Genomic DNA, 16,822 nt, shown 5'->3' on the forward strand with positions numbered 1-16,822 from the left:
CCGCGCCCACCCCCACGCCCGCGCTAGGCTCGCCGCATGAGCACCCCCGTGACCGTCGCCGTCACCGGCGCCGGTGGACAGATCGGCTACGCCCTCCTCTTCCGGATCGCCTCCGGGCAGCTGCTCGGGCACGATGTGCCGGTGCGGCTGCGGCTGCTGGAGATCCCGGCCGGGCTCGGCGCCGCCGAGGGCACCGCGCTGGAGCTGCAGGACGGCGCCTTCCCGCTGCTGCACGGAGTCGACGTGACCGACGACCCGCGCGCGGCCTTCGACGGCGCGAGCGTCGCCCTGCTCGTCGGCGCCCGTCCCCGCACCGCCGGGATGGAGCGCGCCGACCTCCTGGAGGCCAACGGCGGCATCTTCGGCCCGCAGGGCGCCGCGCTCAACGACGTCGCCGCCGACGACGTGCGCGTGCTCGTCGTGGGCAACCCGGCGAACACCAACGCGCTGATCGCCAGCGCGCACGCTCCCGACATCCCGGCCGAGCGCTTCACCGCGATGACCCGGCTCGACCACAACCGCGCCGTCGCGCAGCTCGCGGCGAGGCTCGGCGTCCCGGTGCGCGCGATCGAGGGCGTCATCGTGTGGGGGAACCACTCGGCGAGCCAGTACCCCGACCTCAGCCACGCCACCGTGAACGGCCGGCCCGCGACCGAGCTCGTGGAGGAGGGCTGGCTCGCGGAGGAGTACATCCCGCGGGTGGCGAAGCGCGGCGCCGAGATCATCGCGGTGCGCGGCTCGTCGTCCGCGGCCTCCGCGGCGAGCGCCGCCATCGACCACGTCCGCGACTGGGTGGACGGCACCGGCGAGCGCTGGACCTCCGCCGCGGTCGTCTCGGACGGCTCCTACGGGGTGCCGGAGGGCCTGATCTCGTCGTTCCCGGTCCGCGCCGTCGGAGGCCGCTGGGAGATCGTCCAGGGCCTCGCGATCGACGCCTTCTCGCGCGAGCGCATCGACGCCTCCGTCGCCGAGCTCGTGGCCGAGCGCGACGCGGTGCGCGCCCTCGGGCTGTTGTAACAGCGCGTCACCCGCCCTTGGTGAACGCACGGGTGAAGCCGGTCGAGCACTCGCGTGAGACATGTAACCTGTGTAGATGTTGGGAAACGTCACAATCTTCACAGCGTTGGCACTCATACTCCTGGGCTGTGGCCTTGCCTGGCTTCTAGTATGGTTTCTGCCCGCACGTCGCCGCCGTCGTTTGAACGAGCGCCGCGAGAACGCATCGACTAATGAGACGTCGTGATCGGCACCTGAGAAGACTCATAGGTTGAATGCGGATTCCGTCACCGGGATCCCGCAACAAAGGAGTTCTCTTGAAAACCAAATCGACGTTGTTCACGGCCGCTCTACCGATCCTCGCTTTGCTGAGCGTCGGCCTGGCCGCACCCGCCCAAGCAGCCTCGCCGCAGTCTCCCACCCCGTCCGAGCTGGACCGTGTGCGCGCGACAATGACCTCCGTCGGAATCGACTCGTCCACTCAGGACTCGCTCATCGGAAAGCTCGAAGCCCATCAGCCGCTCGACTCGATGACCGGCGCGACCCCTGTCCGCACCTATACCGAGGAACTCGCCACCTCGACTCGCACGATCAAGGTCTTCGCTGACGGTTCGCGAAGCTGGGTCGATCTTGAAAGAGCGCCAGAGGCCGGAGTCCTCACGAGATCGGCGATGACGAACTGCGCCACCTCGGGCGCCTGGAAGGTCAACTGCAGGATCGACATCAGTGACCTGGTCAGCTCGGCCTGGTTCGTCATCGACTACAAGGCCGTCGCGCCAGCCCAGTTGCGTGACTTCCGCGGCAAGGGGTGCCAGATCCTCGGCGGCACGTGCAACGTCAACGGCAAGATCGAACGCGCGACGCAGAACAGCGCCGGACCGGCCTGGGCGTACCTGAACTACAACGTGTCCACCTGGACCTGGATCGGCGCAAGCGGTCAGTTCGGCATCCGCGTCTCCAACGGGGGCGTCAGCACCTACTAGCCGCATGACGAGAGGGCGCAACACGCCGCTCGCGTGCGCCTGCACGCGGCGTGTTGCGTCCCCTCGATGCTCAGCGGTGCTTCGCCGGCGCCTTCTCCGGCGTCGGCAGCGTGCCGTCCGCGCGGCGCGCGGCGTAGTACGCCCGCGCCTCCGCCTGGCGCTCGGCCTCCGCGCCGCTCGCGATCTTCGCGCGCACCAGCTCCGGGCCGTAGCCGAAGGCGTCGACCAGGTCGACCGCGTGCGGGCGGATGCGGGTCAGCAGCCGGTCGATGTAGGCCGACACCGCCTGCGCGCGCTGCGGCGAGAGGCGGCCGTGGATGAGGTACCAGGCCAGGTGCTTCTCGATCAGCCCGAAGCCGAACAGGTCGCGCAGCCAGGTCAGCACCTGCTTGGTGGCGGCGTCCGGAGCCTGCTCCAGGGCCTCCGTGAAGGCCTCCACTGCAGCAGCTCGCCGTGGGCGCGGGCGGCCTCGATCAGCTCGTTCTGCTGCGAGTTGAACAGGTCGGCTGCGGCCTTCTTGCCCAGCTTGGAGGCCGGGCGCAGTCGTCCGCCGATCTCCGAGATCATCGTCTCGACGCGGTCGGTGAGCAGCTCCCGCTGGGTCGCGGACTCCTGCAGCCAGTTGACCGCGCGGGCCGTCGAGCCGAAGTCGCGCACGGTCTGGCCGACGCTGCGCAGGCCGGAGCCGTGGTACGCCCGGCCGGCCGCCTGCACCACCACGTACCGCGCGAGCGCGCCGGCATCGGCCTTGGCGAACTTGCGGCTGAAGTCGGTCAGCAGGCGCTTGGCGACGAGCTGGAGGAGGACGTTGTTGTCACCCTCGAAGGTCACCCAGATGTCGAGGTCCTGGCGCAGCGAGGTGATCCGGTTCTCGGTCAGGAAGCCCGCGCCGCCGCAGGCCTCGCGCGCCTCCTGGAGGGTTTCCAGCGCGTGCCAGGTGCTGAGCGGCTTGAGCGCCGCCGCGATGGTCTCCAGATCCTGGCGGTCGGCGTCGGTGTCGGTCTTGCCGCTGAACACGTCGTCGAACTTGTGCAGGAACATCTCGTGCGCGAAGCTCTCCGCGTACGTGGTGGCCAGCAGCGGGAGCAGCCGGCGCTGGTGGCGCTGGTAGTCGAGCACGACCTCCTCGTCGGTGTCGCTGCCCGCGGTGAACTGGCGGCGCTGGTCGCCATAGGTCAGCGCGATCTTCAGGCCGATCTTCGCCGCGATGGTCGCGGAGCCGTCGAGCGAGACACGGCCCTGGACGAGCGTGCCGAGCATCGTGAAGAAGCGGCGGCCCGGGCTCGCGATCGGCGAGCTGTAGGTGCCGTCCTCCGCGACGTCGCCGTAGCGGTTGAGGAGGTCGGTGCGCGGGATGCGGACGCCGGTGAAGTGCAGCCGGCCGTTGTCGATGCCGTTGAGGCCGCCCTTCTGGCCGTCGTCCTCGCCGCCGATGCCGGGCAGGAAGTCGCCGTTCGCGTCGCGGATCGGCACGTAGAAGGCGTGGACGCCGTGGTTGACGCCCTTCGTCACGAGCTGCGCGAAGACCACAGCGGCCGTGGCGTCGACCGCCGCGTTGCCGAGGTAGTCCTTCCACGCCCCGCGGAACGGGGTGTCGAGGACGAAGTCCTTCGTGTCAGGGTCGTAGGTCGCGGTGGTCGCGATCGCGGCGACGTCCGAGCCGTGGCCGGTCTCCGTCATGGCGAAGGCGCCCGGCACGTCGAGCGACATGATCGCCGGCAGGTAGGTCGTGTGGTGGTACTCGGTGCCGAGGTGCAGCACGGCCGCGCCGAACAGCCCCCACTGGACGCCGGACTTGATCTGGAGCGACGGGTCCGCCGCGACGAGCTCCTCGAACGCGGCGATGTTGCCGCCGTGGTCCTCCAGGCCTCCGACCGCCTTCGGGAAGGCGCGATGCACCTGGCCGTGGTCGACCAGCAGCTTGAGCTGCCCGAAGACGCGCTTGCGGTGGTCGGCGACGGAGAGGCCCTCCACCTTCTGCAGCTCGGGCCGCGACGAGAGCGCTCGGGAGGCCAGGCGGACCTCCGCCCAGGTGCCCAGCAGCTGGCGGCCCAGCGCCTCGACGTCGACGTGCGGCGCGGCGCCGGCCGGAGCGGTCGCGGCTGCTGCGGCGGCCGCTTCGTTCTCGGCGGCGTCGACGACGGGGGTGGAGGTACGGGGCTTCTCGGATGCGCGCTCTGCGGTGTCAACCATGAGGTTCCTCTTCGATGTCTCGGGGTCATCGTCACGCTACGACCGGGCGGCGACGAGGCGAAACCGTCGGTGCGGAGGCGACAAAAACGGCCCGCGAGGTCCGCGGGCCGTTTGTGGGAAGCTCCAAATCGCCGTCCCGAACATCATCGGGTATGGACAAGACCGGCTGTTCGCCGGTAGTGGCTCAGGCGGCCCGGCGGGTCGGGCGCGCCTCGCGGGGCAGGGCCGCGAGGGCCGCGCGCGCAGCGGTCGCCCCGCGCAGCTCGATGACGGTCCCGGCCGCGATCTGCTCGTCCCGGTCGACGCGCGCGCCGTTGCCGATCATGGCGTTGTCGCCCACCTTCACGTTGCTGCCGATGCGTGCTCCGCTGCCGACGACGCAGCCCTTGCCGATGTGGACGTTGGCGCCGACGAACGTGCGGTCGCCGATCGTCGCACCGGAGTCGATCCAGCTCCCGGCGCCGATGTAGGCGTCCAGTCCCACGCGGGCGTCGGCCTCCACGTAGGCGGTCGGCTCGATGCGGGCCGAGTCGGCCACACGGGCCGAGGGGGAGACGAGTCCCTTGCCGTTCGCATGCCGCCTGTACTTGATGATTGCGCCGGTCTCGTCCTCGAGCTCTTCTATCCTCCGTGCCATTTCATCCCTCCTTCGAGATCGTCGCGAGATTATGCCACCTGACATAACCGTGAACGGGGGTGAAAGATTCCCTGATCGCCCCACGGAACGGGCACTGTACGCCTGCGATCCGGGGGCGACCAGGGGGATGCTCGGAAGGTGCCGAGTACTCGGCACCTCGCTAGTAGCTCAGGCCGTGGCCGAACCGGTAGAGCGGGTCGGCTGTGTCGAAGGGCACGTCCGGACGGTTCTCAAGCACGGCGGCCATCGAGGACGGCAGGTCCATCGGGAGGCGGCCCTGGGGCACGGCCTCCCCGAAGAGCACGTCGAGCAGGGCCGCAGAGTTCGCACCGAAGTCGGCCGCGAGGGCGCGGACCTCGCCCGCGAACGGCGTCAGGATGGCCGGGCGGTCGAGGAACACCTCCAGTACGGTCGGCACCGCGCGGGCGACGGCGAGGATTTCGTCGATCGTCTCCTGCGGGAAGTCGAGCGAGCCCGCGTGGAAGAAGTTCTCGAACATGGTGGAGCGCTGCTCGTACGGCGCGTGCAGGCGCACCAGCGCGACGTCGGCCTCCTCCGGGGTGGCGACGACCGTCGCGTAGCCGGCCACGGCCTCCGGATCGAAGCCGTGCACGAACACCTTGGCGCCGCGGGCGAGCGGGAGGACGTCCTCGTTCTTCAGCAGCGTCACGGAGGCGCGCTGGGCGGCCTCCCCCGCAGCGACGAAGTCCGCATTGCCGACCACCTCGGCCGCGCGGGCCGGGTCGACCGTCGGCGCGTCGAACAGGCCGAGACGGAACTTCTCGCGGAGCAGGCGACGCGCGGAGACGTCCAGGCGCTCCTCCGGCAGGTCGCCGCTGCGCACGAGCTCGATGAGGAGGTCCGGGATGGCCTCGCCGCCGAACTGGTCGGCCCCGGCGTCCAGGATCTTCCGCATCCGCTCGCGCGTCGACAGGTGCTCGACGCCCCACGCGCGGGCCGGGAACGGCTGGCCGCCGATCTCCGCGTCCGTGAGGAGCCCCCAGTCGGTGCAGACGATGCCGTCGAAGCCGTAGCGCTCGCGCAGCAGGCCGGTGACGACGGACTTGTTGAAGCCGAAGCCGACCTCCTCGTACTCGGTGCCGACCGGCATCCCGTAGTACGGCATGATCTGGCTGGTGCCCGCCTCGAACGCGGCCTCGAACGGCTTCAGGTGCGTCTCGAACTCGCCGCCCGGGTAGACCTGCTCGCGGCCGTACGGGAAGTGCGGGTCCTCGCCGTCCTTCTGCGGGCCGCCGCCCGGGAAGTGCTTGGTCATCGTCGCGACCGAGTCGGGCCCGAGCTCGGCGCCCTGGAAGCCGCGGATGTACGCGGCGCCGAGCCGCGAGGTGAGGTCGACATCCTCGCCGAACGTGGCGACCTGGCGCGCCCAGCGCGGCTCGGTCGCGAGGTCGATCTGCGGGTGCAGGGCGACGCGGATGCCGACGGCGGTGTACTCCTGGCGCGCGATGTCGGCGAAGCGCTCCACGAGCTCCTCGTCGCCGATCGCCGCGAGGCCGAGCGTCTCCGGCCACTGCGAGAACGGCCCTGCCATGATCGCGGCGCCCGGGTTGTCGCTGAACGAGTGCCGCGGGTCGGTGGAGAGCGTGACCGGGATGCCGAGCCGGGTGCTCGCCGCGACCTCCTGGACGCGGTTGTGCCATTCGGCCATCTCGGCGGCCGAGCTGGCGGCGCCGAACACGTTGAAGTGCGACATGTGCCGGTCGCGGATCATCTCGGCGCTGTCCGCGATCCCGAACAGCGGGTTCGGGCCGGCGACCGTGCCGCCCTCGCCGATGGTGATCATGGTCTGGAAGAACAGGCCGGCCTTCTCCTCCAGGGTCATCTGGCCGAGCAGGTTCTCGACGCGCTCGTCGAGCGGGAGGCTCGCGTCGCGGTAGCGCGGGTCGACGGGGAGGCCGGCGGCGCTGTCGTGGTCGGTGGTCTCGGTGGTGGTCGTGTCGGTCATTCGCACTCCTTCGGGCGTCACGGGTTGACGGTTCCGATCATAAACCGACTAACGCTTGGTTTTTGCCGTGAGTCCGGCCCGGACGGGAACGCCTTGACCGTGCCGTTTCGCCGGTCCTAGGGTGGCGGCGTCGAAGGGGGACGGGATGGCGCGGCTCATCGTGGAGCAGATCGTGTCAGCGGACGGGACAGCGGAGGACGCCGAGGGCGGCATGAGCTTCCTGACGCCGGAGTCCACCGGCGGCGAGGCCGACCACGAGCAGCTCCGGCGGCTCGCGGGCCTCTCCGCGATCGTGCTCGGCGCGAACACGTACCGGATGTTCGCGTCCTACTGGCCGACCGCCTCCGAGGAGGAGGACCCGATCGCCGGGCTGATCAACCGTGTCCCGAAGCACGTGCTCAGCAACAGCCTCGACGCGGCGCCGTGGGGCGACCATCCGGCGGCGACGGTCGAGCGCGGAGACGTGGTGGAGTCGCTGCGGCGGCTGAAGGCGGCGTATCCGGGCGAGATCATCCTCTGGGGCAGCCTGCGACTGGCGGACGCGGCGTTCCTCGCCGAGGAGGTCGACGTGCTGCGGCTGCGCATCCTGCCGAGCATCCTCGGCGGCGGGCGCGGCATCGTGCCCGAGTCCCTGCCGGTCACGGTGCTGAGGCTCGTGTCGTCGAGCATCCACCCGGGTGGGCAGGTGGCGTTGGAGTATGAGGTGGGGGCGCCGGATTAGGCCTACCCCTCCCCCGCCACCACCTCCAGCAGCGCCTCTCCGTACGTCTCCTTCTTCTTCGCGCCGATGCCGCTGATGCCGTCGAGGTCGGCGAGCGTCGAGGGGCGGGCGGAGGCGACCGCGCGGAGGGTCGCGTCGCCGAACACGATGTAGGCGGGGACGCCCTGCGTCTTCGCCTCGCCCGCGCGCCAGGCGCGCAAGGCCTCGAACAGGCCGGCGTCGGCCGGGGCCAGGTCGGAGGGCGCCGCCGACCGGCTGCCGCGGGAGGAGCGGGCCGCGCGCTCGGGCTCGCGGCGGAGGACGACCTCCCGGCCGCCGGACAACACCTCGGCGCTCGCGGGGGTGAGCGCGAGGACGCCGTACTCGCCCTCGGGCTTCAGCAGCTCCTGGGCGATCAGCTGGCGCACCACGCCGCGCCACTGGCTCTCGCCGAGGTCGTCGCCGATGCCCCAGGTGGAGAGGCGGTCGTGGCCGTACTGGTCGACGCGCGGAGTGCGCTTGGCGCGCAGGATGTCGATGAGGTGGCCGGCGCCGAAGCGCTGGTTGCGCTCGCGCTGCAGCCGGACCACCGTCGAGAGCAGCTTCTGGGCCGGCACGGTGCCGTCCCAGGTCTCGGGCGGGGTGAGGCAGGTGTCGCAGTTGCCGCAGGGCGTCGCGCGCTGGCCGAAGTAGTTCAGCAGGTTCACGCGGCGGCACTGCACCGTCTCGCAGAGGGCGAGCATCGCGTCCAGGTGCTGCGTGAGGCGGCGGCGGTGGGCGAGGTCCCCCGGGGAGTCGTCGATCATGCGGCGCTGTTGCACGACGTCCTGCAGCCCGTAGGCGAGCCAGGTCGTCGACGGGAGGCCGTCCCGGCCCGCGCGGCCGGTCTCCTGGTAGTAGCCCTCGACCGACTTGGGGAGGTCGATGTGCGCGACGAACCGCACGTCCGGCTTGTCGATGCCCATGCCGAACGCGATGGTCGCGACGACGATGACGCCGTCCTCGCGGAGGAATCGCGACTGGGTGCGCGACCGCGTCTGGGCGTCGAGGCCCGCGTGGTACGGCAGGGCGGTGAGGCCACGACTCGCCAGGAACTCGGCGGTGCGCTCCACCGAGTTGCGGGACAGCGCATAGACGATGCCCGCCTCGCCCGGGTGTTCGCCGGTGATGAAGTCGAGGAGCTGCTTGCGCACCTCCACCTTGGGGACGATGCGGTACTGGATGTTCGGCCGGTCGAAGTCGGAGACGAAGTGCTCGGCGCGGTCGAGCCGCAGGCGTTCGGTGAGCTCGCGGTGGGTCGCCTCGGTCGCGGTCGCGGTCAGCGCGATGCGCGGGACCCCGGGCCAGCGATCCGCCAGCTCGGAGAGGGCGAGATAGTCGGGCCGGAAGTCGTGGCCCCACTGGGAGACGCAGTGCGCCTCGTCGATGGCGAACAGCGCGACGCGGCCGCGCTCCAGGAAGCGCTTGGTCGCCTCGCTGGAAAGCCGCTCCGGCGCGACGTAGAGGATGTCGAGCTCGCCCGCGAGGTAGGCGCGCTCGACCGCGGAACGCTGGCCTGAGTCCTGGGTCGAGTTGAGGAACGCCGCCCGGACGCCGACAGCGGTCAGCGCGTCCACCTGGTCCTGCATGAGCGCGATGAGCGGAGACACGACGACGCCCGTCCCCTCGCGCACCAGCGACGGGATCTGGTAGCAGAGCGACTTGCCGCCGCCGGTCGGCATGAGCACGACGGCGTCGCCTCCCGCCACCACGCGGTCGATGATCTCGGCCTGCTGCCCGCGGAAGGAGTCGTAACCGAACACGGTGCGCAGCGCCTCGGCAGGCGAGGCGAAGCGGGCGGGCGTCGCCTGCGGGGTCCGCGGCGCGGCGGCAGAGGCGCCCGCCGAAGGAGCCGGCGCATCGGAGAGCGGCGCATCGGAGAACGGCACGTCCCCATACGGGTCGTCCCCGAAGTCGGGCAGCGGGGGCTCGGCGTCGAAAGGCGGCTCGTCGAAGGGCGGCGCCTCCCGGTCGTCGGGCTCCCATGTGTTGCTCATCCCTCGATCGTAACGACCGCCGCCGACCGCGCGTCCCGCTCGGCGAATCTGTGGAGAACTCGCCCCGGCAGCGTGGCCGTGGAGGACGAACAGCCCGCAGAAACGCCCTCCGCTACGATCGGCCCATGCGGACGCACCCCCAGCCCGGCACCGCGTCCCTCTCCCACCCGGCAACGGCGGCCTGATGCCGTCCGCGATCCTCGGCCTGCTCAGCGCGCTCGTCTACGGCTCGGCCGACTTCGTCGGCGGCGTCGCCGCGCGCGCGATCGGCCCGCTGCGCACCACCGCCCTCGGAGCGGTCGGCGGCCTCGCGCTCCTCCTCGTCGCGCTACCGTTCGTCGGCGGCGTCTGGTCGGCTGCCGCCCTCGGCTGGGGTGCGGCCTCCGGAGTCGTCGGCGCCGCCGCGGTCGCCCTGCTCTACGCCTGCCTCGCGATCGGGCCGATGAGCATCCTCTCGCCCTTGACCGCGCTGGTGTCGGCGGTCGTCCCGATGGTGTGGGGCCTCGCCGGAGGCGACCGGTTCGCCCCGATCGGCTACGTCGCGCTCGGCCTCGCGCTGGTGGCGGTCGTGCTGGTCGGCTTCGTCCCGGAGCGCGGCGCCGTGCGGCCCAGCGGCCGCGCGCTCGGGATGGCCGTCGCCGCGGGCGCGCTGATCGGCGTCTTCCTCATCATGCTGAACCAGACGCCCGCCGACTCGGGGCTCGTCCCGTTGGTCGCCAACCGCACGGTCAACGCGGCGATCATGTGGACGATCGTCGGCCTCCTGGCCGTGCGCGGCTCCGCCCGGCGGCTCACCCGGCGCGGCGTGCTGCTCGCGCTCGGCTCCGGGCTGCTGGACGCCTCCGCCAACGTGCTCATCCTGCTCGGGCTGCGGGCGGGCGACCTGACCACGATGGCCGTGCTCGTGGCGCTCTACCCGGCCGGCACGATCGTGCTGGCGGCCCTGGTGCTGCGCGAGCGGATCGCGCCGGTGCAGTGGGTCGGGCTGGTCCTCGCCGTCACCGCCGCCGGCATGCTCGCCGTCGCGTGAAGCCTGGCGGCTCCGCCAGCACCAGGTACTGTAGGTCGCCGGACCACGGGAGGCGCCGATGACGCAGAACACACCGCACGATCCAGCAGACGACCTGGAGAACCGCCGAGAGCACCTGGGCGACGTGTCCCAGGCGGTGCAGGACTTCTCCAGCGAGCAGGAGGGCTACCGCAAGGCGCTGTCGTCGCGGCAGCTCCAGATGATCGCGATCGGCGGCGCCATCGGCACCGGGCTGTTCCTCGGCGCGGGAGGCCGGCTCCAGCAGGGCGGGCCGCTGCTCGTCCTCGTCTACGCGGTCTGCGGGTTCTTCGCGTTCCTGGTGCTGCGCGCGCTCGGCGAGCTGGTGCTGCACCGGCCGTCGTCCGGCTCCTTCGTCTCGTACGCGCGCGAGTTCTACGGCGAGAAGATGGCGTACGTCGCGGGCTGGATGTACTTCCTCAACTGGGCCATGACGGCGATCGTGGACTCCACCGCGGTCGCGCTCTACGTCAAGTACTGGCAGCTGTTCTCGTCGGTGCCGCAGTGGCTGCTCGCGCTGATCGCGCTGGTCGTCGTCGTGAGCCTCAACCTCATCTCGGTGAAGGTGTTCGGCGAGATGGAGTTCTGGTTCGCGATCATCAAGGTCGGCGCGCTCGTCGCCTTCCTCGTCGTCGGCATCGTCGTGCTCTCCGCCGGCTGGCCGACCGACCAGGGGCCGACCGGACTCGCGATGCTCGCGCAGAACGGCTGGCTGCTCCCGCACGGCGTCGCCACCATCGGGATGGCGATCGTGCTCGTGCAGGGCGTCGTCTTCGCGTACGCGGGGGTGGAGCTGGTGGGCATCGCGGCGGGCGAGACCGAGAACCCGGAGAAGATCATGCCGCGCGCGATCAACAGCGTGGTCTTCCGCATCGCGGTGTTCTACTGCGGGTCGGTGCTCCTGCTCGCGCTGCTGCTCCCGGCGAGCGTCTACAGCGGCAGCGAGAGCCCGTTCGTCACGTTCTTCAGCCACCTCGGCGGCCCGCAGCTCAGCGCGATCGTCGGCTCGGTGATGAACTTCGTCGTGCTGACGGCCGCGCTGTCGAGCCTGAACGCCGGGATGTACTCGACCGGCCGCATCCTCCACTCGATGGCGCAGACCGGCGCGGCGCCCGCCTTCACCGCCCGGATGAACGCGCGCGGCGTGCCGTACGGCGGCATCCTGCTGACCGCGTCGATCGGTGTTCTCGGCGTGTTCCTCAACCTGATCGTGCCCGCGGAGGCCTTCAACATCGTGCTGAACGTGGCCGCCCTCGGCATCGTCACGAGCTGGGCCATGATCATCCTCTGCCAGATGCAGCTGCGGCGCTGGTCGCTGCAGGGCAAGCTCGCGCGGCCGTCGTTCCGGCTGTTCGGCGCTCCCTTCACCGCGTACCTCACGCTGGCGTTCCTGGCCGCGGTGATCGTGCTGATGGCGTTCGACTACCCGACCGGGACGTACACCGTCGCGTCGCTGGTGGTCATCATCCCCCTGCTGGTCCTCGGCTGGTACGCGCAGCGCTCGCGCATCCTCGCCATCGCCCAGGCCCGCGAGGGCTACACCGGCGCCCACCCCGTCGTCGCCGCCCGCCGCCCCCGCCGCCGCTGACCCACCCCTCCACAGACGCCGAGGGGCACGTTGTTGTCACTTACGGGCGCGAAAAGTGACAACGACGTGCCCCTCGGCTGAAGGGTGACGAGCGCAGGTCAGGTGGGGCGGGTCTGGGCGGCCTGTTCGAGGGCGGGGAGGGCGGCGCGGAGGGCGGCGACGTCCTCCGGGGAGAGCTCGGCGAGGATCGCGGCGACGGCCTGCGCGCGGTCGGAGCGCGCGGCGAGCAGGAGGTCGTTCCCGGCCTGCGTACCGGAGACGAAGAACGACCGGCCGTCCGCCGGGTCGGGCGTGCGCTCGACGAGCCCGCGCGCCTCCAGGTCGGAGACCACGCGCGTGATGGTGGGGGCGGCGACGATCTCAATCGCGGCGATCTCGCTCGGCCGCAGCGGCCCGCGGCGCACGATCGTGGAGAGCGCCGAGAGCTGCCCGTGACTGAGGCCTCCCGTGGCCGACCGGATGCGGCGGTTCAGCCGCCCGACGGACAGGGCCAGGCGGCCGGGGACATCGTCGTCACCGGTCGCCGGCCGCTCGGAATGCTCACGCTCGTCCTGCACCGACTTCCTCGCCTTCCACAGCGACCGGCCGCGCGGTCGCGACGGCCTCCTCATGAACATACTTGGATCCGCCGAGGAACGAGGCGACAGCGCCGATGATCGACATCACCGCGGCGGCGATGAACACCACCACGAGGCCGTCGTGGAAGGGCCCGGAGATGAGCTGCGGGAAGAACTCCTTGCCCGTCAGCGTCGCCGCATCCACGTGCGGGGACTGCAGGAGGCCGGTCGGCCCGAGCAGGCTCGCGATCGGGTTGTAGCCGAGGAACGCCGCGAACAGGCTGCCGACCGGAGGGGTCGCGCCGATCTGCGCCGCCACGTTCTGCGGCACCCCGTGCGACGTCAGCCCGGTGGTCAGTGCGGTCGGGAGCGCGACCGACAGCCCCGCGATCATGAGCGAGAAGAAGATGCCGATGGAGAGCGAGCTTCCGGCGTTGAGGGCGACGCCCGCCATCCCGGAGGCCGCGCCGCGCTCGTTCGGCGGCACGCTGTTCATGATCGCCGTGCGGTTCGGCGACGAGAACAGACCGGAGCCGATGCCGTTCAGGCCGGTCAGCAGCGCGAACTGCCAGTACTCGAAGTTCACCGGGATGAGCAGGAGGCCGATGAAGGTGAGCGCCACCAGCACGAGCCCCACGGTCGCGAACGCCCGCGAGCCGAACCGGTCGGAGAGCGCGCCCGAAATGGGGCCGGCGATGAGGAAGCCGATCGTGATCGGCAGCATGTAGATGCCCGCCCAGAGCGGTGTGGACTCGTAGCTGTAGCCGTGCAGCGGCAGCCAGATCCCCTGCAGCCAGATGATCAGCATGAACTGGAGTCCGCCTCGCCCGATCGCGGCGAGGAACCCCGAGAAGATGCCCGACGAGAACGCGCGGATCTTGAACAGCCGCATGTCGAACATCGGCGACGGCACCTTCAGCTCCACGAACACGAACGCGATCAGCAGCAGGATGCCGCCGATGATCGAGCCGAGCACCCACGGGTTGCCCCAGCCCTGCGACGAGCCGCCGTAAGGCTGGATGCCGTAGGTGATGCCGGTGAGGAGAGCGATCAGGCCGATGCCGAAGGTGACGTTGCCGAGCCAGTCGATCCGCCCGGGGTTCTTCTGCCCGACCTCGTGCAGCGACTTGTAGGACCAGATGGTGCCGACGATCCCGAACGGGACCGAGACGAAGAACACCGCGCGCCAGTCGATCTCGGCGAGCACGCCGCCGAGGATGAGGCCGATGAAAGACCCGGCGATCGCGGCGACCTGGTTGAGGCCGAGCGCGAAGCCGCGCTTGTTGGCCGGGAACGCGTCGGTGAGGATGGCGGTCGAGTTGGCGAACAGCATGGCGCCGCCGACACCCTGGACGAACCGCCAGGCGATCAGCCACATGGCGCCGGGGCCGCCCGTGAACGGGTCGAGGCAGAGCGCGATCGCGGCGATCGTGAAGATCACGAAGCCGAGGTTGTAGATGCGCACGCGCCCGTACTGGTCGCCCATCCGGCCGAACATGACGACGAGGACGGCGGTGACGAGCATGTAGCCCATCAGCATCCAGAGCAGGTACGAGACGTTCCCCGGCTCCAGCGGGTTCAGCTTGACGCCGGTGAAGATGGCGGGCAGCGAGATGATGACGATCGAGGAGTTGATCGTCGCCATGAGCATGCCGAGCGTGGTGTTGGAGAGCGCCACCCAGCGATAGTGCGGGTGGTCCTTGGTGAAGATGCCGGTGCGGGCCAAGAGAGTCCTTCGTGCGTTTCGTGTCGTATGTCGTGGGTCGCCGGCCCAGGCAGAGGTGCGCGCCGGGGCGGGAAGCGCGTCGGCGCGCTGATGATTTATATGCGTTAACTATATATCCGGGTGTGATGTTCCCGGAACCCGGACGGTCGGCGATCGTCGACTTGTCCAGGTATTCAGGCGTCCGCTGCCTTCCGGCCTCCCCACGCCGCGCGGTCTCATGGGGGTGCCCGGCGCTCGCCCGGGCGAGGACGAACTGACGAAGAAGTCTGGAGCTTTCATGTTGACCAAACGCTTACTGGGGCTCGGCGTCGCGGCGCTGCTCAGCTTCACAGCGCTCACCGCCACGGCACTCCCGGCCGCCGCCGCCCCGAAGGCCGCCGCCGCGCGCGTGGCCGCGGTGGCGACACCGGCGCCCGCACCGCTCGCCGCCACCCCGTACGCCGGCTGGAACACCTACTTCGGCCTCGGCGGCGACTACACCGCGACGCAGGTGCTCGACGTCGCCGACCACCTGGTCTCCAGCGGGCTCGCCAAGGCCGGGTACGACATCGTGTGGCTGGACGGCGGCTGGCAGGCCTCCACCCCGCGGGGCGCCGACGGCCTGCTGCAGGGCGACCCTGCGCGCTTCCCGCAGGGGATGGCCGCCCTCGCCGCCGCCATCCACGCCAAGGGGCTCAAGGCCGGCATCTACACCGACGCCGGTCCGTACATCCCGGGCTCCTGCGGGCTCGGCAGTTACGGCCACTACCAGACCGACGCCGACACGTTCGCGAAGTGGGGCTTCGACGCGGTGAAGGTCGACTTCCTCTGCGGCATCACCGCGAACCTCGACCCGAAGACCGTCTACACGCAGTTCGCGGACGCGCTCCGGCACAACAGCAGCGGGCGGCCGATCATCCTCAACATCTGCAACCCGGTGACCTCGCCCGATTGGGGCAATTATCCGGAGTCGCAGCAGTCGACGAACACCTGGAGCTACGCTCCGGCCATCGCGCAGTCGTGGCGCACCTACACCGACGTGGGCTTCGTGAACTCGATCAAGTACACCGACGTGCTCCGCAACTTCGACGCGAACGCGCGGCACCCGGAGGCCGCCGGCCCCGGCCACTGGAACGACCCGGACTACCTGGGCCCGCAGCTCGGGATGACGGACGAGGAGTTCCGCTCGCAGATGGCGCTCTGGTCGATGTCGGCCGCGCCGCTCGTCGTCGGCAGCGACCCGCGGACCTTCACCCCGGCGACCGTCGCGACGCTCACCAACCCCGACCTCCTCGCCATCGACCGCGACCCGCTCGGCAAGCAGGCCGTGCGCGTGGGGGCCGCCGGCACGACCGAGACGTGGACCAAGCCGCTCGCCGACGGCTCGACCGCCGTCGCTCTGGTCAACCGGGGCGACGCGGCCGCGGACATCGCGACGACCCCTCCGCGGTCGGCGTCGACGCCACCCGCGTGACCATCACGGACGCCTGGACCCACGCGCTCAGCGAGGCGAAGGACAGCATCCGCTCCAGCGTCCCGGCGCACGGCGTGTCCGTGCTGATCGTGAAGAAGGGCACCGGTCAGCCGCAGAGCCCGCGCGTGCTGGTCGGCGCGCCGTCCTTCACCGCGGTGAACGGCCCCGCGATCACCCCGACGGGTGACCTTCTCGCCGCCGCAGGCTCGAAGCTCGCGGTCGCGGTCGCCGTCCGCAACGACGGCACCACCCCCGCCCGGTCGGCGACGGTGTCGCTCACGACGCCGGCGGGATGGACGAGCTCGGCGGACGGCGGACAGCAGCAGGTGATCGTGCCGGGCGGGACGGCGACGGCTCGGTTCACGGTCACGGTACCGGCCGGCACCCCGGTCGGGGCCTCCTCGATCGGCGCGGTGGTCGCGTTCTCCGGCATCCGGGGCGCGGTCACGGTCTCCTCGCCGGTCGCCACGGTGACCGTCGCGCCGGCTCCGCCGTCCGGCGCCGACCAGCCGCTCTCCCACCAGCCGTGGGTCTCGGCCACCAGCGGCTGGATGACGCCGGCGATCGACCAGAGCGTCGGCGGCGGCAACCCGATCCGCGTCGCGGGCACCACGTACGCGACCGGGCTCGGCGTGGCCAGCCCGTCGGACATCCGCTATTACGTCGGCGGGATCTGCACGAGGCTGACCGGCACGGTCGGCATCGACGACGTGGTGGACAACGTCGGGCCGGAGGGCGGCACGGCGACGTTCTCGCTGGTCGCGGACGGCAAGACCGTCTGGGACAGCGGGGTCGTCACGCGCGGCCACGCGGTCGCCTTCGACGTGAACCTCACCGGTGCGCGTGAGCTGGTGCTCCACGTCGGGGACGCCGGCGACGGCGGATACAACGACCGCGCCGACTGGGCGGCTCCGCTGATCAGCTGCAGCTGACCAGCGG

At 71.0% G+C, this 16,822-nt stretch carries 12 protein-coding genes and 1 pseudogene; 7 read left to right on the forward strand and 6 right to left on the reverse strand.

What is annotated here, in order from left to right:
- Positions 1-36: 36 nt before the first annotated feature.
- Positions 37-1,017, forward strand: a complete 981-nt coding sequence (locus ACQ86L_RS09845) for a malate dehydrogenase (RefSeq protein ID WP_434318719.1) — start codon at positions 37-39, stop codon at positions 1,015-1,017.
- Between the two features lie 254 nt (positions 1,018-1,271).
- Positions 1,272-1,979, forward strand: a complete 708-nt coding sequence (locus ACQ86L_RS09850; RefSeq protein WP_434318720.1) for a hypothetical protein — start codon at positions 1,272-1,274, stop codon at positions 1,977-1,979.
- 70 nt (positions 1,980-2,049) lie between these two features.
- Here ACQ86L_RS09850 and ACQ86L_RS09855 read toward each other — a convergent pair.
- The 3 genes and pseudogenes from ACQ86L_RS09855 to ACQ86L_RS09865 form a co-directional block, all read right to left on the reverse strand.
- Positions 2,050-4,172 (reverse strand): annotated as a pseudogene (locus ACQ86L_RS09855) (acyl-CoA dehydrogenase family protein).
- 184 nt (positions 4,173-4,356) lie between these two features.
- Positions 4,357-4,809, reverse strand: coding sequence for a DapH/DapD/GlmU-related protein (locus ACQ86L_RS09860; protein WP_434318721.1), 453 nt, complete (start codon positions 4,807-4,809; stop codon positions 4,357-4,359).
- 160 nt (positions 4,810-4,969) lie between these two features.
- Entirely contained in the window at positions 4,970-6,775 is a 1,806-nt protein-coding gene (locus tag ACQ86L_RS09865; protein ID WP_434318722.1) for a glycoside hydrolase family 3 protein, read from the reverse strand.
- 145 nt (positions 6,776-6,920) lie between these two features.
- Between ACQ86L_RS09865 and ACQ86L_RS09870 the strand changes: the two genes are divergently transcribed.
- Positions 6,921-7,496: a dihydrofolate reductase family protein gene (locus ACQ86L_RS09870; RefSeq protein ID WP_434318723.1), complete on the forward strand. Its 576-nt coding sequence runs from the start codon at positions 6,921-6,923 to the stop codon at positions 7,494-7,496.
- 2 nt (positions 7,497-7,498) lie between these two features.
- On the opposite strand, the gene recQ is transcribed toward ACQ86L_RS09870, so the two are convergent.
- Positions 7,499-9,511 carry a DNA helicase RecQ gene (recQ, locus tag ACQ86L_RS09875; RefSeq protein ID WP_434318724.1) on the reverse strand — a complete coding sequence of 671 codons (2,013 nt, stop codon included), beginning with the start codon at positions 9,509-9,511 and terminating at the stop codon, positions 7,499-7,501.
- Positions 9,512-9,695: 184 nt separating this feature from the next.
- Between recQ and ACQ86L_RS09880 the strand changes: the two genes are divergently transcribed.
- Entirely contained in the window at positions 9,696-10,541 is an 846-nt protein-coding gene (locus ACQ86L_RS09880) for an EamA family transporter (RefSeq protein ID WP_434318725.1), read from the forward strand.
- Positions 10,542-10,599: 58 nt separating this feature from the next.
- On the forward strand, positions 10,600-12,147 hold the full coding sequence (locus tag ACQ86L_RS09885; RefSeq protein ID WP_434318726.1) for an amino acid permease: 1,548 nt from the start codon (positions 10,600-10,602) through the stop codon (positions 12,145-12,147).
- 98 nt (positions 12,148-12,245) lie between these two features.
- Here ACQ86L_RS09885 and ACQ86L_RS09890 read toward each other — a convergent pair whose 3' ends face one another.
- Positions 12,246-12,704, reverse strand: a complete 459-nt coding sequence (locus tag ACQ86L_RS09890) for a MarR family winged helix-turn-helix transcriptional regulator (protein WP_434318727.1) — start codon at positions 12,702-12,704, stop codon at positions 12,246-12,248.
- Entirely contained in the window at positions 12,688-14,430 is a 1,743-nt protein-coding gene (locus tag ACQ86L_RS09895) for an MFS transporter (protein WP_434318728.1), read from the reverse strand. Before ACQ86L_RS09895 ends, ACQ86L_RS09890 begins: the two co-directional genes overlap by 17 nt.
- 277 nt (positions 14,431-14,707) lie before the next feature.
- Here ACQ86L_RS09895 and ACQ86L_RS09900 point away from each other — a divergent pair, with 277 nt between their 5' ends.
- Positions 14,708-15,883 (forward strand): glycoside hydrolase family 27 protein, encoded by a 1,176-nt coding sequence (locus ACQ86L_RS09900; protein WP_434318729.1) that lies wholly within the window; start codon positions 14,708-14,710, stop codon positions 15,881-15,883.
- Positions 15,880-16,815 carry an NPCBM/NEW2 domain-containing protein gene (locus ACQ86L_RS09905; RefSeq protein ID WP_434318730.1) on the forward strand — a complete coding sequence of 312 codons (936 nt, stop codon included), beginning with the start codon at positions 15,880-15,882 and terminating at the stop codon, positions 16,813-16,815. The genes ACQ86L_RS09900 and ACQ86L_RS09905 overlap by 4 nt, the downstream gene beginning before the upstream one ends.
- Positions 16,816-16,822: the final 7 nt, after the last annotated feature.

Source organism: Leifsonia sp. P73 (genome assembly GCF_051059105.1).
Lineage (GTDB): Bacteria > Actinomycetota > Actinomycetes > Actinomycetales > Microbacteriaceae > Leifsonia.